Annotated in this window: 21 protein-coding genes; 9 read left to right on the plus strand and 12 right to left on the minus strand. The window is 46.3% G+C overall.

Annotated features, from left to right (window positions below; all coding sequences use genetic code 11):
* Positions 1–48 precede the first annotated feature (48 nt).
* From F0P94_RS10655 to pnuC, 8 genes are all read right to left on the minus strand, one after another.
* Positions 49–2,337, minus strand: a complete 2,289-nt coding sequence (locus F0P94_RS10655) for a peptidylprolyl isomerase (RefSeq protein ID WP_150903866.1) — start codon at positions 2,335–2,337, stop codon at positions 49–51.
* Positions 2,338–2,528: 191 nt separating this feature from the next.
* A complete protein-coding gene (locus tag F0P94_RS10660; RefSeq protein ID WP_150903867.1) occupies positions 2,529–2,939 on the minus strand; it encodes an ATP-binding protein in 411 nt (136 codons plus the stop codon).
* Positions 2,932–3,270: an STAS domain-containing protein gene (locus tag F0P94_RS10665; RefSeq protein ID WP_150903868.1), complete on the minus strand. Its 339-nt coding sequence runs from the start codon at positions 3,268–3,270 to the stop codon at positions 2,932–2,934. Before F0P94_RS10665 ends, F0P94_RS10660 begins: the two co-directional genes overlap by 8 nt.
* Before the next feature lie 15 nt (positions 3,271–3,285).
* Entirely contained in the window at positions 3,286–5,349 is a 2,064-nt protein-coding gene (locus F0P94_RS10670) for a PP2C family protein-serine/threonine phosphatase (protein ID WP_150903869.1), read from the minus strand.
* 177 nt (positions 5,350–5,526) lie between these two features.
* Positions 5,527–6,996: an IMP dehydrogenase gene (guaB, locus tag F0P94_RS10675; protein ID WP_150903870.1), complete on the minus strand. Its 1,470-nt coding sequence runs from the start codon at positions 6,994–6,996 to the stop codon at positions 5,527–5,529.
* 773 nt (positions 6,997–7,769) lie between these two features.
* Positions 7,770–8,093: a rhodanese-like domain-containing protein gene (locus tag F0P94_RS10680; RefSeq protein ID WP_150903871.1), complete on the minus strand. Its 324-nt coding sequence runs from the start codon at positions 8,091–8,093 to the stop codon at positions 7,770–7,772.
* Positions 8,094–8,591: 498 nt separating this feature from the next.
* Positions 8,592–9,098, minus strand: coding sequence for an AAA family ATPase (locus F0P94_RS10685; RefSeq protein WP_150903872.1), 507 nt, complete (start codon positions 9,096–9,098; stop codon positions 8,592–8,594).
* Complete coding sequence (gene pnuC, locus F0P94_RS10690) at positions 9,095–9,670, minus strand: nicotinamide riboside transporter PnuC (RefSeq protein WP_150903873.1); 576 nt, start codon at positions 9,668–9,670, stop codon at positions 9,095–9,097. Before pnuC ends, F0P94_RS10685 begins: the two co-directional genes overlap by 4 nt.
* Positions 9,671–10,059: 389 nt before the next feature.
* Between pnuC and F0P94_RS10695 the strand changes: the two genes are divergently transcribed.
* The 4 genes from F0P94_RS10695 (at position 10,060) to F0P94_RS10710 (ending at position 14,369) form a co-directional block, all read left to right on the plus strand.
* Positions 10,060–10,932, plus strand: coding sequence for an aldose 1-epimerase family protein (locus F0P94_RS10695; RefSeq protein WP_150903874.1), 873 nt, complete (start codon positions 10,060–10,062; stop codon positions 10,930–10,932).
* 388 nt (positions 10,933–11,320) lie between these two features.
* Entirely contained in the window at positions 11,321–12,016 is a 696-nt protein-coding gene (locus tag F0P94_RS10700) for a response regulator transcription factor (RefSeq protein WP_150903875.1), read from the plus strand.
* Between the two features lie 222 nt (positions 12,017–12,238).
* The gene (locus F0P94_RS10705) at positions 12,239–13,285 is read left to right on the plus strand and encodes a sensor histidine kinase (RefSeq protein WP_150903876.1); all 1,047 of its coding nucleotides are present in this window, start codon (positions 12,239–12,241) and stop codon (positions 13,283–13,285) included.
* A 370-nt stretch (positions 13,286–13,655) separates the two neighbouring features.
* On the plus strand, positions 13,656–14,369 hold the full coding sequence (locus tag F0P94_RS10710) for an RluA family pseudouridine synthase (RefSeq protein ID WP_150903877.1): 714 nt from the start codon (positions 13,656–13,658) through the stop codon (positions 14,367–14,369).
* A gap of 85 nt (positions 14,370–14,454) precedes the next feature.
* Here F0P94_RS10710 and F0P94_RS10715 read toward each other — a convergent pair whose 3' ends face one another.
* Positions 14,455–15,261 carry a hypothetical protein gene (locus F0P94_RS10715; protein WP_150903878.1) on the minus strand — a complete coding sequence of 269 codons (807 nt, stop codon included), beginning with the start codon at positions 15,259–15,261 and terminating at the stop codon, positions 14,455–14,457.
* A gap of 197 nt (positions 15,262–15,458) precedes the next feature.
* Here F0P94_RS10715 and rplM point away from each other — a divergent pair, with 197 nt between their 5' ends.
* The 4 genes from rplM to tsf all read left to right on the plus strand — a co-directional run bounded on the left by rplM (position 15,459) and on the right by tsf (position 18,096).
* On the plus strand, positions 15,459–15,908 hold the full coding sequence (gene rplM / locus F0P94_RS10720) for a 50S ribosomal protein L13 (protein ID WP_150903879.1): 450 nt from the start codon (positions 15,459–15,461) through the stop codon (positions 15,906–15,908).
* 10 nt (positions 15,909–15,918) lie between these two features.
* Positions 15,919–16,305 carry a 30S ribosomal protein S9 gene (gene rpsI / locus F0P94_RS10725; protein WP_150903880.1) on the plus strand — a complete coding sequence of 129 codons (387 nt, stop codon included), beginning with the start codon at positions 15,919–15,921 and terminating at the stop codon, positions 16,303–16,305.
* 21 nt (positions 16,306–16,326) lie between these two features.
* Positions 16,327–17,088, plus strand: a complete 762-nt coding sequence (gene rpsB / locus F0P94_RS10730; protein ID WP_150903881.1) for a 30S ribosomal protein S2 — start codon at positions 16,327–16,329, stop codon at positions 17,086–17,088.
* Between the two features lie 174 nt (positions 17,089–17,262).
* A complete protein-coding gene (tsf, locus tag F0P94_RS10735; RefSeq protein ID WP_150903882.1) occupies positions 17,263–18,096 on the plus strand; it encodes a translation elongation factor Ts in 834 nt (277 codons plus the stop codon).
* Positions 18,097–18,209: 113 nt separating this feature from the next.
* Here the strand turns inward: tsf and F0P94_RS10740 are convergent, their stop codons facing one another.
* From F0P94_RS10740 to F0P94_RS10750, 3 genes are all read right to left on the minus strand, one after another.
* Positions 18,210–19,301: an acyltransferase family protein gene (locus F0P94_RS10740; protein ID WP_150903883.1), complete on the minus strand. Its 1,092-nt coding sequence runs from the start codon at positions 19,299–19,301 to the stop codon at positions 18,210–18,212.
* Between the two features lie 289 nt (positions 19,302–19,590).
* The gene (locus F0P94_RS10745; RefSeq protein ID WP_150903884.1) at positions 19,591–20,301 is read right to left on the minus strand and encodes an outer membrane beta-barrel protein; all 711 of its coding nucleotides are present in this window, start codon (positions 20,299–20,301) and stop codon (positions 19,591–19,593) included.
* A gap of 163 nt (positions 20,302–20,464) precedes the next feature.
* Complete coding sequence (locus F0P94_RS10750; RefSeq protein WP_150903885.1) at positions 20,465–20,713, minus strand: hypothetical protein; 249 nt, start codon at positions 20,711–20,713, stop codon at positions 20,465–20,467.
* 276 nt (positions 20,714–20,989) lie between these two features.
* Between F0P94_RS10750 and F0P94_RS10755 the strand changes: the two genes are divergently transcribed.
* The gene (locus tag F0P94_RS10755; protein WP_150903886.1) at positions 20,990–23,032 is read left to right on the plus strand and encodes a S9 family peptidase; all 2,043 of its coding nucleotides are present in this window, start codon (positions 20,990–20,992) and stop codon (positions 23,030–23,032) included.
* Positions 23,033–23,189 lie beyond the last annotated feature (157 nt).

A 23,189-nucleotide genomic window follows, 5' to 3' on the forward strand; every position in this document is an offset into this window, starting at 1 on the left:
ACAGAAAAAGCGCTGCCGGTAAAGCAGCGCCTTTTTTCTATCTAAAACCTACTGTTTCTTAATAAGTTTGTCTACTTCGCTCTGATTTACCTGCACCGGGTATTTGGCACGTAGTTCATCGATCCACTGTTTTTCCAGGTAAGCCTGGTAATCGGAAGTGGCAATGCCGCGGGCTTCGTTCAGGTTTTTGTACGTTGGCGGCAATACTTTCTCGATCTTTATCAGCATGAAACGGCCATCGCGCTCTACCGGGAAGGTTCCTTCTTTCCACTCGATCTCATCCAGGGCTTTGTTTTCGCCTTTCTGGAATTTCTTGCTCGTGATCTGTACGGCCAGCGGATTGTTCTCGTTCAGGTTGCTTTCCAGCACCGCCGGATCGGAAGAGTAATACGTCAGGTTTACGGCGCGGCTTGCTTTTACTTTCGGTGCGGTTACCGTTTTAATGCGGTTGGCAGCAATGCCTTTGGAAGTTAAATAAGTAACTACTTTCTGCGCGCGGGTTTTAGCCAGGTTCTTGTTTTTGGCTGCTTCCTTGGCGTCGGCGCTGCCGCTAACTTCTACCGTTAAGGCTTCGTCGGCATTCAGCTGGGCTACCAGGTTATCGAGGGCCGTTTGGGTTTCTTTGGTGAAGGCATCTTTACCGGCATCGAACTTCAGAGATTTCGGCTCCAGTTTCTTGTTTTCGAAGCGGCCGCCGGCCAGTAATTTCTGGGTTTTGTTCAGCAGGTCTTTGCTCGCAGCGCTGATGATGGTTGCCTGCGCGCGGGTATCCCACTTGTATTTTTCTTTGTTCTGCTCGAAATACGCTTTCAGGCCGGTAGTGTCTTCAATCGCTTTGCTCCATACTTTTTCGTCCATTAACTGGAACAACAGAATACCGTCGCGGTACTCTTTCACGAGCATTTTGTAGTCTACGTATTTGTTTTCCAGGTTGGCTTTCTCGAAGTTCATCAGGCTGGCTTCTACGTATTGGTCGTAAAGGCTCTGCATGTAGTGCGCCGGAGTGCCGCTTTTTCTTGGCTGCTGGTTGGCGCTTACGTACTCGAAGAAATCTTTAATGGTGTACTTCTTATTGCCGATCAGGAACAGCGGCGTATCGCCTACTTTGTCTTTGGCAGAAGCAGGCTTGTATTTGAAATGGCCGGCTGTAAGCGAAGTATCTGCTTTACTGAAAGCAATTTCTTTGGAGCCTTTAATTTCGGTGAATTTATTTTCGGTACGGATGCGCTTTAAGAAAGCCGTTTTGTTCAGTTCAGAACGGGAATCTTTCGCTACACGGCCGCGCAGGGAAGCTTCGGTTTCTTCGTAAGTCGGCAGGCCTCTTCTTTCAATTAACTTAATAATGTGCCAGCCATAAGGCGTTTGCACCGGCTGCGAAATATCGCCCGGGTTTTTCAGGTTGAAAGCGGCTTCTTCGAAGCTCGGGATCATGCGGCCGGTACCGAACCAAGGTAGTTCGCCGCCGTTGCTCGCCGAGCCTGCATCTTCCGAGAACTGGGAAGTAAGTTTATCCCAGCTTTCTTTTTTCTGAACGCGGTTATAAATTTCGTCGATCTTGCGTTTTGCTTCGGCCGAATCGGCCTTAGGCATGCCCGGCGTTGCGCGCACCATAATGTGGGCCACTTTAATTTCGCCCTGGGCATTGCGCACATCGTTCACTTTCAGGATGTGGTAACCGAAACGGGTACGCACCGGCTGCGAGATCTGTCCTTTCGGGGTTTTATAAGCAGCATCTTCGAACGGGTAAACCATTTGCAGCGCCGTGAAATAACCTAAACGACCGCCGTTTTCTTTGGCCGAAGGGTCCTGAGAATTTTCCCGGGCCAGCATTTCGAAATCTTCGCCGGCCAGTGCTCGCTTGCGCAAGGCAACAATTTTATTGTAAGCTTCCAGGGTATCTTTCGGTTCGGCATCCGGGTTTACGGTAAGCAGAATGTGCGAGGCGTTGATCTCCTTCTGCATCCGGTCATACGCTTCGCGCACGAGCTGATCGGTTACGCTTTTCTCCGTTAAGTAAGGCTGAGCTAATTGTTGTTTATAGCCGTCAAGTTCCCGGCGGAAGGCTTCGGTGGTATCGAGGCCGCGGGCTTCGGCTTCCATTACCTTCAGCTTGAAATTGGTGTACAGGTTAAGGTACTCCTGAATGCTTTCTTTGGAATAAGCATTGTCGGCGTTGGCGTTGTTCTTGTTGTAAACGTATTGAAACTCTGACGTGTAAACCGGTTTCGAACCGATGGTTTCAATTACTGGCTGGTTCTGGCTGGCAGATGGTTTACTGGTTTTGCAGCTCGTCCATAACAGGGTAACAGCCCCTATTACTAATAAGTGTTTACGCATAAGTTAAAATCGGAAAAATAAATCAGCTTTCTGGCTACGAATATAAAGTTAATATTTCGAGTGCCGCAATTTTAACGATTTTTTTTGAGACAAACTTATAACATCTGGGGATTACAGCGGTTCTATAGAGGATAAGCTCCCAAAAAATGATAGGAATTTCAAGGAAAAACCCGCCTACAGGAGGCGGGTTTTTAAAACACGGTTTTATACAGGCGGCAAATGTTGCGCCCGTTTCTGGAAGTGAACTCCACCTTATCCATAATCCGGTTAACGATGGCAATGCCAACGCCTCCCTTCTTCCCGATCCGGATATGCTCCTCGATGTCGGGCTCTTTGTAATTTGAATGCTGAAAAGAAATACCGTTATCCGAGATTTCGAACAGCAGTTGCCCGTTTAACCGTTCAATGGCCAGTTCCATAAACTTACTGGCATCTTCCTGGTTGGCATGAATGATCAGGTTAGCGCTGATCTCATCCACGGCCAGCACGATCTGGTTCAGGACAATGTCCGACAGTTCGTACTGGCTCAGGTACTGCGTTACAAATTCGCGGATCGTTTTAAGGTTTTTCTTACTACAGCTGATCCGGATGCTGTTATTCATTCGCGACAGTCATTGCTTCGTCGTAGGTGGAAACGATAGTCATGAGCAGATCGAGACCCAGGATTTCGAATACGTTTTTCACTTTTTCCTGCATGTTGTAGAAAATAAGCTTGATCTGGGAATCTTCGAAGCGCTGCAGGTGCGAAATGAACACACCTAAACCGGCTGAAGAAATGTAGTTCAGCTTGGCGCAATCTACTAGAATTTTACTGTACTTCATGATCGAAGGGTTCGATAACTCTTCATCCAGTAATACAGATGAGCTGGCATCCAATTCGCCATCCAGGCTAATTGTGATGGTATTGTCTTTGATTTCGTGTGTAATTTTCATCGCAGTTCCTTTACGTCACATCTGAAATTTAGGTTGAACATTTTTAAATTTTACTACCAGAAGCGTCTGGTCGTCGTGAATATGGGCGTCCCCGGTAAATTCATTCAGGTCATTAATAATCGCATATTTTATATCATCGGCTTCCAGGTGGTAGGTTTGCATGAGCATTTCCCGCAGCCGGTCTTCGCCGTATTCTTCGTTCGTAGGGCTCCGGGCTTCGGTTACGCCATCGGTATAGATCACCATTACGTCGCCGGGGTTATAATCGTAGTGCAGCTTGTGAATGCGCTTGGCATAACTGGCATCGCGGATGATCCCTAAACCCAACCCTTCGGTTTGGAAATAGAACGTTTCCTCGGTCATAGAGTTATAGTACAGCGTATGGCAATGCCCTGCCCGCGCAAACGAGAGCCCCTGCATTTTGTAATCGATTATATACAACGAAGAGGTGATGAACGAGGTTCTTTCCAGGCATCGGCTCAGGGCAGAATTGGCTTTCAGCATAAACACCACCGGATCTAGATTGTCCTGCATCAGAGCATGAAAAATACCCTTCATCTGGGCCATGTGAAACGCCGCCGAAACCCCTTTCCCCGACACGTCGCCGATGATAATGGCGATCCTCGATTCGCTCAGCATGAGGAAGTCATAAAAGTCTCCCCCTACTTCTTTCGCCGCTTTGGCAAACGTACTGATCTGAAACCAGCTGTCGCTCGGGAACGATTTCGGAATGAGGCTGTCCTGCACGGCGCTGGCAATTTTCAGCTCTTCCTTGTAGCGTTCGTTCTGCAACGAATCTTCAATCAGCCGCAGGTTTTCAATGGTCAGAATGGTCTGGTTCGTGTAGGTCCTTACGGTATTCACGGTCTCCCGGTCGAAGGCATGCTCCACGTCTTTGAGGAGGTAAAGTACCCCGAAGGTTTCCTTGTTCGATTTCAGGGCCACCACCAGCATCGATTTAAAAGGCAAACCCAGTTCCCGGAAATGATAATTCATATCCAGGTTGTTGTTGATATAATCGACGTTGTTCAGGTTCAGGCTTTTGAGCACCTGGCGGATAAGGTCTATTTTAGCGGTGTCCAGGTTCAGCGTGTGCGTAACCATTTCTTCGGTCCGGAGTTCTTCCAGCCAGGCCGCATCGGCGCCCGAAGCACGGATGGCGCTATCGAAGAAAATATCGAGCACTTGCGATTCGTCCTGCCCCTGCTGAATGGACTGGCTTAACCGCTGAATGTTCAGTAAGTCTTCGCGCTTCTGTTCGAAAACCTTGGAAGTAGGCAAACTGAAAACCGCCACCAGCAACGAAGCCAGCGAATACACAAAAACGAAGAAGAGCATCAGCAGCACGAACGGATGATCGCCGTGGTTTACCACCAACGTCTGGTTATCGTTCTGGATCTGAAAATACTTGGCAAAAAGGAAAATACTAACCAGAATGGCTCCCAGCAGAAAGATAGAACGCCACTTTTTGGTCAGGTTCAGGTAGGCTACCCACCGCAGGTTTACGCTTACAAAAAAGATGTAAAGCACCAGCAAACACATGAGCGGGATAAAGATGTAGGTAATGTAGTTCACGTTGAAAAGCGTGAGCAGCAAAGAACCGTACATCAGCCATTCAAACCAGCGCCATTCCACGTGCAAGGCTTTCGATTTCTGAAAGAGGATGAGCCTTTTCCAGGTGTTGAACGCTTTGGCCAGGAAGTAAATAAAGAGGGCAAAGTTGATGTTGTAAATGACATTCTCCAGGTAAGGGTTCGGGTTGAACCAGTACCGCGAGCCTATTTCGTAGCCCAGGTGCAGTACCAGGCAAACGTAGGCAGCAATTCCGGCGCGCGCAAACAGCTTCCAGAGGTAGGTCAGGAAGTCGGTGCCTTTGAAATGCTCGGTATTGTGGTGCTGGGCCATAAACACGCCCAGCGTAAAGGCCACCACCAGCACATTATTCAGATGCAGATAAACCGAACCTTCCTGCAGGTTTACATTCGTTTTTATGCAAAGAATGATATTGCCCAGCAACAGCAACCAACTGGCAACAGCAAGCGCCGCATAAGAACGTTTTAAACGGGTAGTATAGGGCATTTGTGCTTAAAGCCTGCTTCGAATTATAAATTGTACTCTGAACTCAATACTGAATAATAGGAAAAAGGTTAGCGATAAGCTAATATAGTAAACAAATAATATTTGCTTCAGATCAACTTACCTGATAATGAACAAATTAAAAACAAAGAAAAAATAAAGCGCCGAAGCGCCGAAACCTTAACGGCTGTAGTTCGGCGCTTCGCGGGTAATCTGTACATCGTGCGGGTGGCTTTCGCGCAGACCGGCCGGAGAGATCTTCACCATTCTGGCTTCCTGCAGCTTTTCGATACTGGCCGCGCCGCAATAGCCCATACCGGCCCGTAAACCGCCTACCATCTGGTAAATTACTTCGGCCACCAAACCTTTGTATGGCACGCGGCCTACAATGCCTTCCGGCACCAGTTTCTTGATATCGTCTTCGGCATCCTGGAAATAACGGTCTTTCGAACCAACTTCCATGGCCTCGATAGAACCCATGCCGCGATACGATTTAAATTTCCGGCCTTCGTAAATGATCATCTCGCCCGGCGCTTCTTCGGTACCGGCCAGTAAAGACCCCACCATTACGGAGCTTGCGCCGCCGGCCAAAGCTTTTACAATATCGCCGGAGAATTTAATACCGCCGTCGGCAATTACCGGAACACCGGTCCCTTCCAGGCCGCGGGCCGCTTCCATTACCGCTGAAAGCTGCGGAACACCGATACCGGCAATTATGCGGGTGGTGCAGATACTGCCCGGACCTACGCCTACTTTCACGGCATCGGCTCCGGCATCGGCCAGTGCTTTGGCGCCTTCGGCAGTAGCCACGTTGCCGGCAATTACTTCCAGTTTCGGGAACTTGTTTTTGATTGCGCTAACTGCATCCAGTACACCTTTGGAATGTCCGTGTGCGGTATCGATGCTGATCACGTCCACGCCGGCTTCAACCAGGGCGGCCACCCGCTCGAACATGTCGCCGGTTACGCCCACAGCAGCGCCTACGCGCAAACGTCCGTATTCATCTTTGCAGGAATTCGGGTGGCTTTTCTTTTTCAGAATGTCTTTGTAAGTAATAAGCCCGATGAGTTTGCCATCGTTGTCTACCACCGGTAGCTTTTCGATCTTATATTGCTGCAGGATCTCTTCGGCGCTTTCCAGGCTGATGCCTTTCGGGCCGGTGATCAGGTTTTCGCGGGTCATGATGGCCGAGATCGGCTGTTCGCGGTTTTTCTCGAAACGCAAATCGCGGTTAGTAATGATACCGGTAAGCTTTCCTTCGGAATTTACCACCGGAATGCCGCCGATCTTATTTTCTTTCATCAGCCGCAGGGCATCGCCTACCAGGGCATCTTCGAGCAGGATAACCGGATCGAGGATCATGCCGCTTTCGGACCGTTTCACCTTGCGTACCTGCTCGGCCTGCGCCCGGATGGTCATGTTTTTGTGCACAATGCCGATTCCGCCTTCCTGGGCCATGGCAATAGCCATTTCGGCTTCGGTTACGGTATCCATGGCGGCGGAAATTAAAGGCACGTTTAACCGGATATTGCGGGTTAAGCGGGTGGTAATATCGGTGTTTTTAGGGAGAACTTCGGAGTAGGCCGGTAACAACAGGACGTCGTCGTAAGTAAGGGCTTCGAAGAGAACTTTGGGCTGATCTGAACGCATGGCAAATAAAATTAAGGACTTCTATTTGCAATGCAAAATTACTATTATCTATCAGATTACGAGCGTATTTCTTAAAAATATCTAAATTATTTTTATAGCTTGGTAGTTTTTCCATCCATTATCCTACTGTTTCTGATTAGGGTTTAATAAAGAGTATTATTAAAGAACTGGATAACTGAAGGCTGGCTTAAATGTTGAATCGCCTGTAAATTCACTAATTCAGTATTACTGGTTCAAGTTTTCAACCTAGACCTATGCATGAACTGAAGTTTTCAACTTCAGTGAGGCGTGAGCCTCAAAAATGACTTATGCGGATAATTCAGAGGCAACTTTTGTCTTTAGTTAAACCGATTTGTCTTGTGCTAGCCCGAAGAAGAAAGGACTTCTTTAACGCATTACTTTCGACATCCAATTGAGCTTTTCCCTCAAGCCGGGTGGCTTCGTTTCTAACTCGAAAGCCGTGGATTCACCTGCCCTACCGGGCTGCCTCGTGCCTCGGCACCGGTTAATCCAAAGTCTTTCTCCTTAGAAACTGGTATCAGTTTCCCTCCAATTGGGCCTTCTTTTATTTAGTTTTTATCTGCTAACGTGGTTTTCGGGGGCGCTGCGCTGGCGATATGCGTGGGACAGTCAAGCCCTGTCCGTACATGGATAGATTAAAAATCCTGAAAATTGGCTCCCCCGAACTTCGTTTCTATAATTCTGTTAATTCTGAAAATTCTGATTCCGATTCAGATAATTTGCCTGCTAAGCTTTTAATCCAATAATCAGTTTTAATAAACCTGCATTCCGGGATCTACCTGCAACGCCCATTCGTGAATGCCGCCTTTCAGGTTGAGGAGGTTATCGTAACCGAACCGCTGGCTCAAATACTGAATGGCTTGTGCGCTCCGGAACCCGTGATGGCAAATTACTACTACCGGCCTGGTTTTGTCTACTTCACCGACACGCCCGGGAATTTCGCCTAAGGGAATCAACTGGCTGGCTTCAATTTTACAGATCTCAAATTCGTCCGGCTCCCGTACGTCTATCAGTTGCAGGTTTTCGCCGGCGGCGAGTTTTTCTTTTAGTTGTTTCGGAGTGATTTCGGATAGCATTGGTGAGGTTGATGTTTAGGTTTTCGGGCTGAATTTAATATTGTTTTTAGATAATTTTACTCCTTCTTTTTTGTCATCCTGAACACAAGTGAGCAAGGGAGTGCGAAACTTGCGAGCGTAGATATGAAGGACCTTGTCGGCATAAAGCAGTTTTTTTGCTAAAAATGCTACTGTTTATTTTCCGTCATTCCGACGGCAGAAGGAATCTCATCAGGTTGGTAGTGCTGTTTACCAAGGGCTGCGGCGTACAGAACACTTTGCTGCTGCTAAAAACTCCTACCAAAACAGGCAATTCTGCTTCGGCCTGTGCGACACAGACCAAGGTGGAATTCCTTTAATAGCATTTCTTTATGCGTTCAGGTATAAATCCTGACAAAATCTTAAGCCTTGGCTTCCAATAAAATTTCAATTCTGAAAATTCTATAATTCTAAAAATTCTGATTCTGATTCAGACAATTGTCCTGAAAATCCTTAAATCCTGCAAATCCTGATCCCGGTTCAGACATTCTGCAACGCTCTCAAAGCCGCCTGAAACCGTTGCTGTTCGGTGCCGGAAATGATCTGGTAAGGAAAACCGTATTGCTCCAATTGGGTTTTGTAAAGCTGAAAAAAGTAATTGCGGAGGTGCGGGTGTTCGCGTTGCGGGTCGGGTTCCCAGGGCAGGTCTACATCCATGAGCAGGTACAAATCGAAAGTTTGGCTTTCCAGTTTTTCCAGGATCCAGGCGGGGCAGGAACCGAAGGCGTTTTCGCTCCAGACCTTTATAACCAGTAGTTCGGTATCGGTAAACAGGATTTCAGGCTGCTGCTTTTCGGCTGCCTGCTGTAATTCCAGTTGACCGGCGGCAATTTTCTCCAGGTCTTCCGGCGTATAAGGCTGGTTTAGGTCTGCAATGTAATCGCGGGCAAATTCGGGTACCCAAACGGTGTTGAAATGAGTAGCCAGTTGTTGCGCTAGCGTAGATTTCCCCGTCGATTCCGGGCCGGTTATGGCAATGCGTTTCATGCTCTGACTGCTTTTAGTTCTTTCCGCCATAAAACAAAACCCTGCACGGCCAGTCCGAGGAAAATAAAGTACAGGAATGCCGTTAGGTAAGCCCCTTTTACCCAGTACAAGCCTACGTAAGCTACATCAACCACAAACCACAATATCCAGTTTTCGATCTTTTTGCGGGTAAGCAGAAACTGCCCTACCAGGCTGTAAGCCGCCAATGCAGAATCCAGCACCGGGTAATGCGCATCGGTATAGGTTTGGAATAAAAAACCCAGCACCAAAGTCAGGATGCCGCCGGTAAGCACAGCCAGCAAGCGTCCGCGGGAAGGCAGGGTGGAAACATGAAGTTCGGATTTATTTTTTCCGCCGTGCAGCCATTCGTACCAGCCGTAAAGGCTTGCGCCAATGTAAAAAACCTGCAACCACATATCGGCATACAGCTTGATCTGAAAAAAGAAGATCGTGTAAACAATTACGCTGAGGAGCCCCACCGGCCAGGTCCAGACGTTTTGCCGCGCGGCCAGCCACACGCCCAGTATTCCGGAAACGGTACCGATTACTTCAAATAAATTCAATCCGAACATAAAAATGGCAGGCTTTTGCCGCCGAAATCCAAGTCAAAGAAAAGGCAAATAACTTAAACAAACCCCATAAACCCTGTCTTTTTTAAAACGGCTTGCTGTTTCTAACCGGAACCGGACTTTATTGCCAGCGGCCAAAACAATCCGGCAGCTCAGGAATTAAATACCTGACCTAACGCGAGTTTTTGAAGGGCCCCCTTTGGAGGGGGTAGGGGGAGGACAGGAGATTTATCTGATCATTTTAAAAATCAAATAACGTAAATTCCTCCCTCCTCCCCTAAAGGGGGACCATTCTCCTGCTTGCGTGATGTCTGTTAAATAACTCTGAACGAAAAATTAGGGTATGCCCGTATAATTGCTTACCTTTTAAACGCCAACTAAACCCTTCAACTATGATCCACACGCTGCGCAATTCCCGTTTCGAAGTAAAAGTTAAGGCCAAAGGCGCCGAAGTCTGCAGTTTCCTCAATCTGACCGACGACGTTGAATACATCTGGCAGGGCGACTCCAAGATTTGGGGCCGGCACGCACCGGTGCTGTTTCCGATCGTGGGTTCGCTGCCGGAGCATAAGTACCTTTTAGACGGCCACTCCTACCATTTGCCGCGCCACGGGTTTGCCCGCGACATGATCTTTGAAACCATAGAAAGCGACGAAAGCACCCTGACACTGGCGCTAAACTGGTCGGACCTTTCCTTGGCCCACTACCCTTTCCATTTCCGCCTGGTAGTTTTGTATGCCCTCGACGACAACCGCCTGCAGGTGGATTACCGGGTGCAGAACCTCGACGAAAAAGAAATGCCTTTTTCCATTGGCGGTCATCCAGGCTTTAACTGTCCGCTGAACGGCGATAATTTCTCGGATTACTTTCTGGAATTCGGCGAACCACAAACCCTGGAGCGGAGCCTGCTGCACGACGGCCTGCTGAGCGGACAAACCGAAACCGTAGTAAAAAATGCTGAAAAACTGCCGCTTCGCCGGGAACTGTTCGAAAAGGATGCCATCGTTCTGAAAAACAACCCGCTCCAGAACGTGCGCCTGAGATCGGAGAAGAATAACCACCAGGTAGAACTGGAACTGCACGGCTTCCCGTACCTGGGTATCTGGACGCCGGATGTGCCGGGCGCCGACTTCGTTTGCATTGAGCCGTGGCACGGGATAACCAGCCCGGAAGGAAAAATAACCGACCTTCGCGAAAAAGAAGGAATAATTACGCTGCCGCCGGGCCAGAAATTCGAGTGCAGCTACGCCATCACCGTATCGTAAGTCTTTGTTCAGCTGTAAAATAAAAAGCAGATCCGGGCTCCTGAGTACCAGGAGCCCGGATCTGCTTTTTCCGTCTATCAGGATGCAGAAACCGTAAATAAGATTTCCTCTTCTCTGATCAGGGCCGCTTCATTTTGGCTAATGACTATCCCCTTGAGCATATAAAGGGATGTTAAACTCCGGTTGAAGTATCAGCAGGTGTAAACCCCCCCCTGGCTCCCCTGAAGGGGAGAATCCGGAAGAGTAAAATTGTTCTACCTTTCACAAATGGAAACTCATACGTTAAGTAATTGTTAATTATCAGGTTCGGGGTTGATTTAACCGCTGCATAACCGGAAATTTGTAACCGGAAGCCTGAATTACACCAAAGTTGAGTTTTCCTGAAATCATGAGCCAAAACAACGCGAAATATAAAGTACTACTGGTAGACGACGATCCGGATATCATTGAGCTGCTGCAGTATAACTTAACCAAGGAAGGCTACGAAGTGGCCAGCGCTGAGAACGGCAAAAAAGCCGTAGAAACCGCCATCACCTTCAGCCCCGACATTATCCTCCTCGACGTAATGATGCCGGTAATGGACGGAATTGCCGCCTGCCGCCACCTCCGCGAACAAAAGCGTTTTAAAGACACCTACATCCTGTTTTTAACGGCCCGTTCCGAAGAATTTTCCGAAGTAGCGGCCTTCGAAGCCGGCGCCGACGATTTCATTACCAAGCCCATAAAGCCGCGCGCCCTCATGAGCCGCCTGGCCGCCTACGTCCGCCGCGACAACCAGCAGAATCCCGAGCAAACCCCGGAAATTTCCATCGGCGGCTTGCGTATAGACCGTACCAGCTTTGCCGTTTACAAGAACGACCAGAAAATTGTACTCCCGAAAAAAGAATTTGAGCTCCTGGCATTTTTAGCCGGCACACCCAACAAAGTTTTCAGCCGCGAAGAACTGCTCGACAACGTGTGGGGCAACGACGTATTCGTAATTCCCCGCACCGTAGACGTGCACATCCGCAAAGTCCGCGAAAAGATCGGCGAAGAGAACATCCAGACCATAAAAGGTGTGGGGTATAAGTTTAATACTGATTGAATTGTTGATTGTTAATTGCTGATTGGAAAAAATTAGATAGGCTTCACTTCAGAGAGCTTATTGCCGCATTACTCTTCGAAACCGAAGCTTTACCATTTTATTTCAATTCAGAAAACAATCAGCAATTAACAATCAACAATTTAGCAATCAGATAAAACGGTATCTTTGTAAACCAAAAAAACCGCAAAAGACGCTGTTCCAGCCCCGCATCCGAATCAAAGTATGAGTTCCCGCAGCATTGCCATTTTAATTTCTCTTGCAGTAGCGGGTATGGTGGTGGGCTACCTGGCTGTTTCCGATCTTCTGGGGCCCCGGGCTAAGATCTTCTGGCTGGGCATTACCTTCGGGGTGAGTTTTATTCTGGTCTATTTTTCCTACGAAGCCTTGGTTTTCCGGGAAATCAACAACATTTACGCCGGTCTGGAGCATATTAAGCGCAAGGAATTCCGGCGGATGAGCAACAAATTCCTGTTCCGGCCCGAACCGCTGAAACGCATCAAGGACGAGATCTACCAGATGGCCGAACAGAAGCAGAAGGAGATCGACGAACTGAGACGCCTGCAGGCCTTACGCCGCGAATTCCTGGCCGATGTATCGCACGAACTGAAAACCCCGATCTTTGCCGCCCAGGGCTTTATCCATACCTTATTAGATGGCGCGGTAGACGATGTGAACGTGCGCGACAAATTCCTCCAGAAAGCTGCCAAAAGCCTCGACGGTTTAGATACGCTGGTGCAGGACCTGATCACCATTTCACAGCTGGAAAAAGGTGTGGTAAAAATGGAAAAACGGCCTTTCGACATCATGGAACTGGCCAACGAAGTTTTCGAGCAACTGGAACAAAAAGCGGCTTCCCGCGGCATTAAACTGCACCTGTTCTACGACATCGAAAGCCACCTCCGCGTATACGCCGATCCGCACCGCATTAAGCAGGTACTCATAAACCTGATAGACAACGCCATAAAATACGGCCGCGAAAACGGCAACATCTGGCTTACCCTGAAAGACGGCAAAAAGCGCATCTTAGTAACCGTTCGCGACGACGGCGCCGGCATTGCCAAAGAACACCAGGCCCGGATCTTCGAGCGTTTTTACCGCATAGACAAAAGCCGCAGCCGCGAAACCACCGGCAGCAGCACCGGCCTCGGCCTCTCTATCTGCAAGCACATAATAGAAGCCCATCGCTCCGCCCTGGAGGTTTCCAGCGAAGTAGGTAAAGGCACCACCCTTAAATTCAAATTACTGAAGGCCAATAAGAAGCCCAACTGACCCCACCCAACCCTCCCCTAAAAACAGGGGAGGGCTTTTTGTTTGAATCAGGATTTTTAGGATTTAAATGATTTAGCTGATCCTCAATAACCTCTTCTTCTCAGAGAGGATAATTCAGGCGCAGCAAAACCATATTCAACTTAAAACCGGCAGTTCTGTTTAAGCTATGAACAGTAGATGTTAATGCACAAAAACTAACAATTAGCAGAAACAAAAGCTCCCCTCCTTTTCAAGGAGGGGTTCGGGGGTGGTTGAAAAGTCCTCCCCTGTTTTTAGGGGAGGATTTAGGTGGGGTAAATTCCGTACCTTTGCAGAATGCCGTTTCGTGAAAATGCTAAAAAACGGTAGCCAAAGCAACGAAAAACCCTGCATGAAATATCCTGTTTTTACCGACCTCATTATTTTTGAGAACGACGATTTTATAGTTGTAAATAAACCCCCGTTCCTGGCCACCCTGGAAGACCGCGCTCTGAACGCCACCAACCTCCTCAAACTCGCCCGCCAATACCACCCCGATGCCCAGGTTTGTCACCGCCTCGACAAAGAAACTTCCGGCGCGCTTGCCATTGCCAAAAACCCGGAAGCTTACCGCCACCTTTCCATGCAGTTCGAGAACCGCGAGGTAGATAAACTCTACCATGCGGTAGTGTGGGGCGTGCATAAATTCGAGAATGTGGAAGTAGACCGCGCCATTGAACCGGGCACCAAGGGGAAAGCCAAACTGGCCTTTAAAGGTAAACCCGCGCAAACCATTTTCAATACCATCGAAACCTACGCCAAACATTCCCTGATCGCCTGCAAACCCATTACCGGCCGCATGCACCAGATCCGTTTGCACCTGATGTATCTGAAAGCGCCGATTGTGAACGATGAACTCTACGGCGGCGAAGTTTTATTCCTGTCCAGCCTGAAACGTAAATTCAACTTAAAACAGCAAACCGAAGAACAACCGCTCATCAAACGTTTTGCACTGCATTCGACGCAATTGGGCTTTAAATTACTGAACGGCGAACCGGTTGTAGTAGAAGCGCCTTACCCGAAGGATTTCCAGGTGTTGGTGAAGATGCTGGGGCAGTATGCGTAGCTTACAGTAAAAGATCATAGACTTTTAACTTAAAACAATAGGCTTCTAAGCATCCTTGCTTTAAACAATTCCAAGGCGAGGATGATTAGAAAAATGTAGAGTTTTTTATCCTCCCATTCTCAACTAAAATTTTTGACAAAAACCCTAAATTATATTTCCCGTTTGGAGCAGGTAAACCATTTAGAAACACTAAGTTTCCAACGGAGAAACCAAGCTGGTCAACCTCTTTTTCAACTTGAATTAGACCTAATTTCGTCTTGAATGATTGCCTAAAATAAGTATTTATGATCTCACCATTTACAATTTCATAAAATTTACCTTTATATAATTCATAAATCCCATCATCTATTAGTGTTCCTTTTTGGAAAACTTTTGTTCCTTTAAGTTTCCATGATTTTGAAAAAGCAACTTGTAACTTTTCTCCATTTACTGTTTCTATCACATTATTATTCTTATTTCGATATTCTTCTTCAGCTTTATCTATAGTCAGTTTATCTTCACAATTCTTATTATCCAACAGATTTTGCAAATAAGTGGCTACATCCAAATCAGGAATAAGAACTTCATTTGCTAAAATCAAATTCGCATTTTTATAACCATCTTTTTTTAAAATCATTACAGCAGGATTTAGAAAATTATGATTCAGTAGAATCTTATCCGAAACTCGATCCAACAGGATACACTTTGCTTCTGGCAAATACTCCCAAGCACCCATAGAAACTTGCCCGTTTAAAGACATTATCAGCTCGCCGCTTCTTCGGAAAATGTATTTTTGCTGATTCAGTTCTTCATCTATAACCGCCCAAGGCTTATCAACAAACAATTCCTTCTGATCTAAAGAGGCACTAAATTGTTTTATGCGAGGAAGAATACTATTCAAAAAGAGCGACATAGGCTCAAGGTTTTAAAATTCGAAGTTATTGGATTTCCGCTAACAAACAACGACAATGCCAATAACAATTAACCAGTTTCATTAAAACATTTTAATTCTCAGCAATTTGCAAATCCGATAAAAAGGCTTAACTTTGCACCTCATTTTCGATTTATTGGGAGTGAAATAACTCATTTATAAACAATTAACCATAACTAATGGACCACTTAAGTTATAAGACGCTATCAGTTAATAAAGCGACCGCTAATAAAGGTTGGGTAGTGATAGACGCCGGAGACGCCACTTTAGGCCGCGTAGCGAGCCAGATTGCCAACGTTCTGCGTGGCAAGCACAAGCCATCTTTCACCCCGAACTCCGATTGCGGCGACAACGTGATCGTGATCAACTCTAAAAACCTGCGGGTAACGGGTAAAAAGATGAACAACAAGGTATATGTAACGCACTCTGGTTACCCAGGTGGTCAGAAACATACTACTGTTCGTGAATTAATGGCTAAATCGCCAAACATGGTAATTGAGCGTGCTGTAAGAGGTATGTTGCCACGCACCCGTCTGGGCCGCGAGCAGTTCCGCAACCTGTTCGTTTACGAAGGTGCCGAGCATCCGCACGAAGCACAACAACCTAAAACTTTAAAAATCAATCTATAATTAACCATTAATGGAAATTCTCAACACATCTGGTAGAAGAAAAACCTCGGTGGCGCGTGTTTACATGACGTCTGGGCAAGGGAATATCACTATTAACGATAGAGATATAAAAGTATACTTTCCGAACGAAGTACTACAAACCATCGTGAACCAGCCATTTGCTACCTTGGAAGCAGTTGGAAAATACGATGTTAAAGTTAACGTTAAAGGCGGCGGCATCAGCGGCCAGGCAGAAGCGATCCGTTTAGCGATCACCAAAGCCCTGATCGAAGAAAATGCGGAAGTTCGTCCGGCACTGAAGAAAGAAGGTTTCATTACGCGTGACCCACGTATGGTGGAGCGTAAGAAATTCGGTAAAAGAAAAGCGAGAAGATCGTTCCAGTTCAGCAAGCGTTAATCTTAAAGAGTACTTAGAAGAATGGCAACTACAAATTATAAACAATTACTTGATGCCGGTGTGCACTTTGGCCACCTTACCCGCAAGTGGGATCCGAAAATGGCGCCGTACATTTTCATGGAGAAAAACGGCATCCACATTATCGATTTAAATAAAACAGTTGTAGCCTTAGACGAAGCTGCTGCTGCTATCCGTCAGATCGCCAAATCCGGCCGCAAGATCATGTTCGTTGCTACCAAAAAGCAAGCGCAGGAAATTGTTGCCGACGAAGCGAAAAGACTGAAAATGCCTTACGTTACCGATCGTTGGTTAGGTGGTATGCTTACCAACTTTGCTACGGTTCGTAAGTCGTTAAAGAAAATGGCTACCATCGACAAAATGATGAAAGACCCGTTAATGGTTTCTAACATCGCCAAGCGTGAGCGTTTAATGCTTACCCGCGAGCGTGAGAAATTAGGTCGCGTTTTGGGTGGTATTGCTGATCTTTCCCGTTTACCAGCTGCCTTATTCGTAGTTGACGTAAAGCGTGAGCACATTGCCATTAAAGAAGCCCAGAAGTTAGGTTTACCGGTTTTCGCAGTTTGCGATACCAACTCTAACCCTGAATTAGTTGATTTCCCGATCCCGGCAAACGACGATGCTTCAAAATCTATTGCCCTGATCGTAGGCGTAATTGGCAAAGCCATTGAAGAAGGCCTGTCTGAGCGTAAGATCGACAAAGAAGATGCAGACCGCAAGCAAGCTGACGAAGCTGGTATTGCTGAAAAAATCGCTGCAGAGTAATTAGTAGAGGCAGGTCTTGTACCTGCCTTTATTTAGATATCCCAAAAGGGAACAGCGGCTGCCGTGCAACCCTGTTCCCTTTTTTTATTATCTTTGCGCCCGAATTACCGGAAAACGGTACAGGACCAACCCAGAAACAGAATTTCTAATTTTTAATTTCTAATTAAAAAAAACATGGCTATTACAGCACAAGACGTTAACAAACTGAGACAAATGACCGGCGCCGGTATGATGGACTGCAAGAAAGCCCTTTCCGAAGCCAACGGCGACATGGAAGCCGCGGTAGATATTCTACGGAAGCAAGGCCAGAAGATTGCCAGCAAACGCGCTGACAACGCAACTTCTGAAGGCATTGTGTTAACGCAGGTAAATGCTGAAGGTACAACCGGTAAAGTTATTGCTTTAGCTTGCGAAACCGAGCCGGTTTCTAAAGTAGAAGATTTCAAAAATCTGGCGAAAGCCGTTCTGGATGCAGCTGTTTCTACCAACGCTGGCACCAAAGAAGAATTACTGGCTGCTCCTCAGGCTGACGGACGTTCCCTGAACGACCACATCACTGACCTGATGGGTAAAATTGGTGAGAAGATCGATGTAGTTTCTTACGAAACCGTTACTGCTGACCAGGTAGTTGCTTACAACCACTCTAACGGTAAATTAGGCGTATTAGTAGGCCTGAAAAACGTAAACGGTGCCGATGTACAGGAAGTTGGTAAAGACGTAGCCATGCAGATCGCTGCTATGAAGCCAATCGCGGTTGACAAAGACGGCGTTGATGCTGCTACCATTGCCCGTGAGATCGAGATCGGTAAAGAGCAGGCCCGTGCAGAAGGTAAGCCGGAAGAAATGCTGGAAAAAATTGCGCAAGGCAAACTGAACAAATTCTACAAAGATTCTACTTTGCTGAACCAGGAATTTGTTAAAGACCCATCTATGACAATCGCTAAATTACTGGATAGCAAGACTAAAGGCTTAACTGTTTCTGAATTCAAACGTGTTCAGATCGGTTAATTTCCCGAAAACGCTACTATTTTAAAGTAAAAAGGTCTGCTTCTGAAAAGAGGCAGACCTTTTTTGCATTAAGACAATAATTGCGAAAAGAGGCGATACAAAAAGTATTTCTTTTAAACCAATACTTTTTGAGGAGTTTTGTTAACCTTTCTGGAAAGTTTAATGAATCGCTTTTCAATCAGATTATAAACAATTGTGGCTGAAATAAGGGTTGCAATAATAGTTACAGGCAACATTACCGAAAAGGTAATAGTACGGTTCTTAAAGATGTCGTTGATCCAGTCCCATTTTTCCATTACGATTACAACAATAAGCCAGTGCATTAAGTAAACACTGTAAGAAATTTTCCCTAAAAAAACTAAAGGCTTAATGGCAAGCACCTTCTGGGCACTTTTGCTATTAATTATCCAAGCCAGAATAAGGAAGGAAGCAAAGCCGGTTATATGAAAGAAATCAACGTTATAAAGCTTTGCATATTTATGGTAGGTTTCGCCGAAAGGCCAAATTCGCTCAAGGTGGCGTATCGAGAAAAGCAGGAATACGGCGAATAATAACAAAAACCTGAATGGATAAAGCTTATGCTCGCGGAAATTAAATTCTCTGATTTGGTTATAAAAATAGGCCAGAATAACACCTAAACAAAAGTGAAAAACAAACATTGAAATAAAGCCGCCACCGATAAAAATTGAAATCGGAATTAGCCAGGCAACATATTTTATGTCCTTTCTGGCACCTGCCACCAACAAAGGCATAAGCAACGACAGTGCCATTTCAATACCTAATGTCCAGCCAGGTATGTAAAATTTATGAGCATGTCGTACCAATACCAATTCCTGCCAAAGCGATTGGCTGTTTGCATAAAAAATATCTGCCAGAAGGTTTACATCCAGGTTATGACGGTTCCAGTAAAGAAAATTCAAAAGAACGGTAAAAACGAACGCCGGGTAAATCCGGAGCACCCGGTTATATACATATTTTTCTATATTAATTTCTTCTGCGGTGTGTAAATACTTAAAGGAAAGAACAAACCCGCTTAGCACAAAAAACAAGGAAACAGCATCGCTACCGTTAAACACCAGGGAGCCTAGATTATAATAAACCTTTTCGCCCCATTTCCAGCCAATAAAATGATAGACCACCACCATCATGGCAGCAATCCCCCTTACTGAATCTAAATAATCGATTCGATTTACATTATTCTGCATTAAATATGTGCCTTAAATATGTGCCTTTTTCTGACTGTATAAAGTTTTGCAAATTCAAATTTAACACACAACACCAAGATTCCTTCTATTTCTTTCAGCAATAAGTTACAAGAAAAATAATAATTGATTGGATTTTTTCTAAAAATGGTAAAGGTGCGAAAATTAAATTGCCTGTTTTAGTAAAATTACAGAAACAGATGAATTTTCCCTTGCTAAAACGATACAATATTAAATCAAAAAGGCCTGCTTCCGAAAAGAGGCAGACCTTCTTACTTTGATTCTAAAGAATTTACAACTTCATAAAAACACCAAGATTCAATCCAGCTGAATACAGGTATCCGTCAATAGGAAGTTTGGTAATAGAGGTAACAGACCGACGGTAAATGGGTTCTACCCGGAGAAGCAGGTTTTCTGTTAACGCGTAATCAACTCCCACGCTTGCCAACGCCGCAATATCTACTTTTTCATAACCAAAATCTGAGGCGGGCACCGTTTTCTTTTCTGTTTTCCCATTCGCGTACTCATAAGTTGACGTTCGCTTTACAGTCATAAAGAAGTTTGCTGAACTTCCGACCGACGCAAAAGCTTTGATCTTCCCGGTAGTTATGTAATAATTTACCTTAAGAGGCACATCCAGGGTTAAATAACGATAATTATGCTTTGCCGACTCAGGAGCATTTGGATCGGGTTCAGTTACAATATATTTTACCTTTGCCTTGTAACCCTTATCAGAAAAAAGCAACCCTGTTTCTAACGAGAACCGATTGCTTAAATTGATGAGCGCATTAGCACCGGTAGTATAACCAAGTTTAGCACTTTCTACCTCTTCGCGAATATCGATAATCCATTTACTGTCTGCATCAGATTTTAATGTACGATAGGAATAATCGGGAGAAAAGGAAACACCAAGCGCTATTTTAGAATTTGGTTTTAGATCAGCAGTTTGGGCATAGGAATTAAATGACACGAAGGCTAAGGCTGCTATAATTAGCTTTTTCATATACTATAGATTATTCGTTTAATAAGGCAAACGCTATGTAAGGAATGCTTAACAAAGAAACAAAATCAAGCTACAATAACAAATAATAGCAACGACAATTAAAGGAACTTCAACAAAAAAGCCTGCATAAAGCAGGCTCCTCTGTAAAAATTCCTTACCAGGCTTAAAGCGTATCCATCCGCTCCTGGGCTTCTTTCCAGCTTTTGCCCATCCGCTGAAAATTCTCCAGAACGGTATCAATAAATTCTTCGTCCAGCATTTTTTCCAAATCGCCGTCGCCGGGGATATCGATTTCGGCAATTTTATAGGTTTGCTCCATTCCGGCCTTTTCAAATTTTACCAGGAATTTATCGTTCCAGGCAAAAACCGAGATCCGTACATCTTCGTGAGGTATATTGGCTACTAAGCGCATAGTTTTATCAGATTTAAAGTCACGGGGCAAACTTAAAAAAAAGCCTTATATAAAAAACAATTATTCCAATATTCTATTGCAAGTTCCGTTTTCATCTTGCCGGGAATGCCCTCTCCGTAGCCTCTTCCGCTGCAAAAGGCTAGGAAATAATGCGAAAAAAGTGTTCCGCCTTGTCTGTTTTGTCCGGAAGCAGACATTTTTTAAGTACGGGAAATTTCTATTCCCGTTTCTGGCAAAAACCTTCTAACTTAGGACTTTAAATTGCTATTGAAATAGATGAAAAAACTGATCCTTGCCGCCGCGCTGTTCCTTCCCCTTTCCGCGCTGCAGGCCCAGCAAACCCTTACGCCGGAGCTGCTCTGGCAGTTCGGCCGTTTAGGCGATACCGACGTTTCGCCCGATAAAAAGTCTGTAGTGTACACCGTTACCTACTACGACCTGAAAGAAAACAAAGGCAACGCCGACATTTACTTGATTCCGGCAAACGGCGGACCGGCCAAAAAGCTGACTGATACCAAAGCCAGCGAATTTAACGTAACCTGGCGCCCGGACGGCAAAAAGATCGCCTTTCTTTCGGCCGAAAGCGGTACCGTGCAGCTCTACGAAATGAACCCGGACGGCTCCGATAAAAAGAAGATCACCGATCTGAAAGAAGGCATTGCCAACTTCAAATACGCCAAAGCCATGAACCACGTGCTGTTTACCCAAGACGTGAAGAATGGCAAGGAAGTAAAGGAAATTTACCCGGACCTGCCCAAGGCCGATGCCCGCATTGTAGACGACCTGATGTACCGCCACTGGAACGAGTGGGACGACTTTAAGGTAAGCCACGTATTTTACGCCGGCTACAAAGACGGCGCCTTAACTTCCGAACCGAAGGATATCATGAAAGGCGAACCGTTCGATGCTCCGCTCATGCCGCACGGCGGCGTAGAGCAGCTTACCTTCAGCCCGGACGGCAATACTATTGCCTATACCAGCAAAAAAGAAAGCGGTAAATCCTACGCGGTATCCACCAATTCCGACATTTACCTGTACGACCTCAAGTCCGGCCAGACGCGCAACCTTTCCGAAGGCATGATGGGCTACGACACCGAGCCGGTTTACAGCCCGGACGGTAAAAAAATAGCCTGGCTAAGCATGGCTACGCCGGGTTTCGAATCGGACCGCAACCGGATCTTCGTTTACGATTTCGAGTCGAATAAAAAAGAAGAAATTACGCCTTCTACCGAGCAATCGGCCTCCGGCATTACCTGGTCGAACGACGGCAAAAAGATATACTTCACCAGCACCCTGAAAGGCACGCAGCAGATCTTCGTAGCCGATGTGAAAGACAAAGCCGTGAAGCAGTTCTCTACCGGCCAGTTCAACTACAACGCATTGGATATTGCCGGGCAGAATTTTATTGTAAACAAAACCAGCATGAGCCAGCCGGCCGAACTGGTACTGGTAAGCATGAAGGACGCCAAGGAAACCCCGCTTACCAGCATCAACACCGAAATGCTGAGCAAACTGAAACTGGGCAAAGTGGTAGCGCGCACCGCCAAAACCACCGACAACAAAGACCTGCTGAGCTGGATCATTTACCCGCCGGATTTCGACCCGAAAAAGAAATACCCTACCCTGCTTTACTGTCAAGGCGGTCCGCAAAGCCCGGTTTCCCAGAGCTTCTCTTACCGCTGGAACTTCCAACTGATGGCCGCTAATGGTTACATTGTAGTAGCGCCAAACCGCCGTGGTTTGCCGGGCTTCGGCACAGAGTGGAACAACAGCATCAGCGGCGACTGGGGCGGTCAGCCAATCAAAGATTACCTGACGGCTATCGACGACATGAGCAAAGAGCCTTACGTGGATAAAGACAAACTCGGCGCGGTTGGCGCGAGCTACGGCGGTTATTCGGTTTACCAGTTGGCCGGTATGCACAACAAGCGTTTCAAGACCTTTATTTCGCATTGCGGCCTGTTCAATTTAGACAGCTGGTATGGCACCACCGAAGAAATGTTCTTTGCCAAACACGACATCGGTAATGGCTACTACGACAAGAACCCAAGCAAAAGCTTCGAACAATTCAGCCCGCATAAATTCGTCAAAAACTGGGACACCCCTATTCTGGTAATTCACGGCGAAAAGGATTTCCGCGTACCGATCAACCAGGGCATGGAAGCTTTCAACGTGGCGCAATTGCAGAACATCCCGAGCCGTTTTCTGTACTTCCCGCAGGAAGGCCACTGGGTAATGAAACCGCAAAACAGCGTACTATGGCAGCGCGTCTTCTTCGACTGGCTCGGCCGCACGCTGAAGGATGAGAAAGCTGGTTAATGAGCTAATGATTTAATGTGCTAATGTGCTATTCTCCATGAGTATATCAGCAGAACAAAAAAGCCCCGGAAGTTCCGGGGCTTTTTTGTTGGAGTAAACAACCACCCCCAGCCCCTCCTTGAAAAAAGGAGGGGAGCTGCTGCCTGCAGAATTTTAA

The organism is Adhaeribacter soli, from assembly GCF_008727925.1.
In the GTDB taxonomy this organism is placed as follows: Bacteria; Bacteroidota; Bacteroidia; order Cytophagales; family Hymenobacteraceae; genus Adhaeribacter_A; species Adhaeribacter_A soli.

Bases quoted from the DNA above. Each gene is read 5' to 3' on its own strand.
- rpsI (WP_150903880.1), top strand. From the start codon at position 15,919: ATGGAAATTCTCAACACATCTGGTAGAAGAAAAACCTCGGTGGCGCGT.
- rplM (WP_150903879.1), top strand. From the start codon at position 15,459: ATGGACCACTTAAGTTATAAGACGCTATCAGTTAATAAAGCGACCGCT.
- F0P94_RS10680 (WP_150903871.1), bottom strand. From the start codon at position 8,093: ATGCTATCCGAAATCACTCCGAAACAACTAAAAGAAAAACTCGCCGCC.
- F0P94_RS10695 (WP_150903874.1), top strand. From the start codon at position 10,060: ATGATCCACACGCTGCGCAATTCCCGTTTCGAAGTAAAAGTTAAGGCC.
- F0P94_RS10655 (WP_150903866.1), bottom strand. From the start codon at position 2,337: ATGCGTAAACACTTATTAGTAATAGGGGCTGTTACCCTGTTATGGACG.
- F0P94_RS10660 (WP_150903867.1), bottom strand. From the start codon at position 2,939: ATGAATAACAGCATCCGGATCAGCTGTAGTAAGAAAAACCTTAAAACG.
- F0P94_RS10715 (WP_150903878.1), bottom strand. From the start codon at position 15,261: ATGTCGCTCTTTTTGAATAGTATTCTTCCTCGCATAAAACAATTTAGT.
- F0P94_RS10750 (WP_150903885.1), bottom strand. From the start codon at position 20,713: ATGCGCTTAGTAGCCAATATACCTCACGAAGATGTACGGATCTCGGTT.
- F0P94_RS10685 (WP_150903872.1), bottom strand. From the start codon at position 9,098: ATGAAACGCATTGCCATAACCGGCCCGGAATCGACGGGGAAATCTACG.
- F0P94_RS10740 (WP_150903883.1), bottom strand. From the start codon at position 19,301: ATGCAGAATAATGTAAATCGAATCGATTATTTAGATTCAGTAAGGGGG.
- F0P94_RS10700 (WP_150903875.1), top strand. From the start codon at position 11,321: ATGAGCCAAAACAACGCGAAATATAAAGTACTACTGGTAGACGACGAT.
- F0P94_RS10665 (WP_150903868.1), bottom strand. From the start codon at position 3,270: ATGAAAATTACACACGAAATCAAAGACAATACCATCACAATTAGCCTG.
- F0P94_RS10705 (WP_150903876.1), top strand. From the start codon at position 12,239: ATGAGTTCCCGCAGCATTGCCATTTTAATTTCTCTTGCAGTAGCGGGT.
- F0P94_RS10670 (WP_150903869.1), bottom strand. From the start codon at position 5,349: ATGCCCTATACTACCCGTTTAAAACGTTCTTATGCGGCGCTTGCTGTT.
- F0P94_RS10755 (WP_150903886.1), top strand. From the start codon at position 20,990: ATGAAAAAACTGATCCTTGCCGCCGCGCTGTTCCTTCCCCTTTCCGCG.
- tsf (WP_150903882.1), top strand. From the start codon at position 17,263: ATGGCTATTACAGCACAAGACGTTAACAAACTGAGACAAATGACCGGC.
- guaB (WP_150903870.1), bottom strand. From the start codon at position 6,996: ATGCGTTCAGATCAGCCCAAAGTTCTCTTCGAAGCCCTTACTTACGAC.
- rpsB (WP_150903881.1), top strand. From the start codon at position 16,327: ATGGCAACTACAAATTATAAACAATTACTTGATGCCGGTGTGCACTTT.
- F0P94_RS10710 (WP_150903877.1), top strand. From the start codon at position 13,656: ATGAAATATCCTGTTTTTACCGACCTCATTATTTTTGAGAACGACGAT.
- F0P94_RS10745 (WP_150903884.1), bottom strand. From the start codon at position 20,301: ATGAAAAAGCTAATTATAGCAGCCTTAGCCTTCGTGTCATTTAATTCC.
- pnuC (WP_150903873.1), bottom strand. From the start codon at position 9,670: ATGTTCGGATTGAATTTATTTGAAGTAATCGGTACCGTTTCCGGAATA.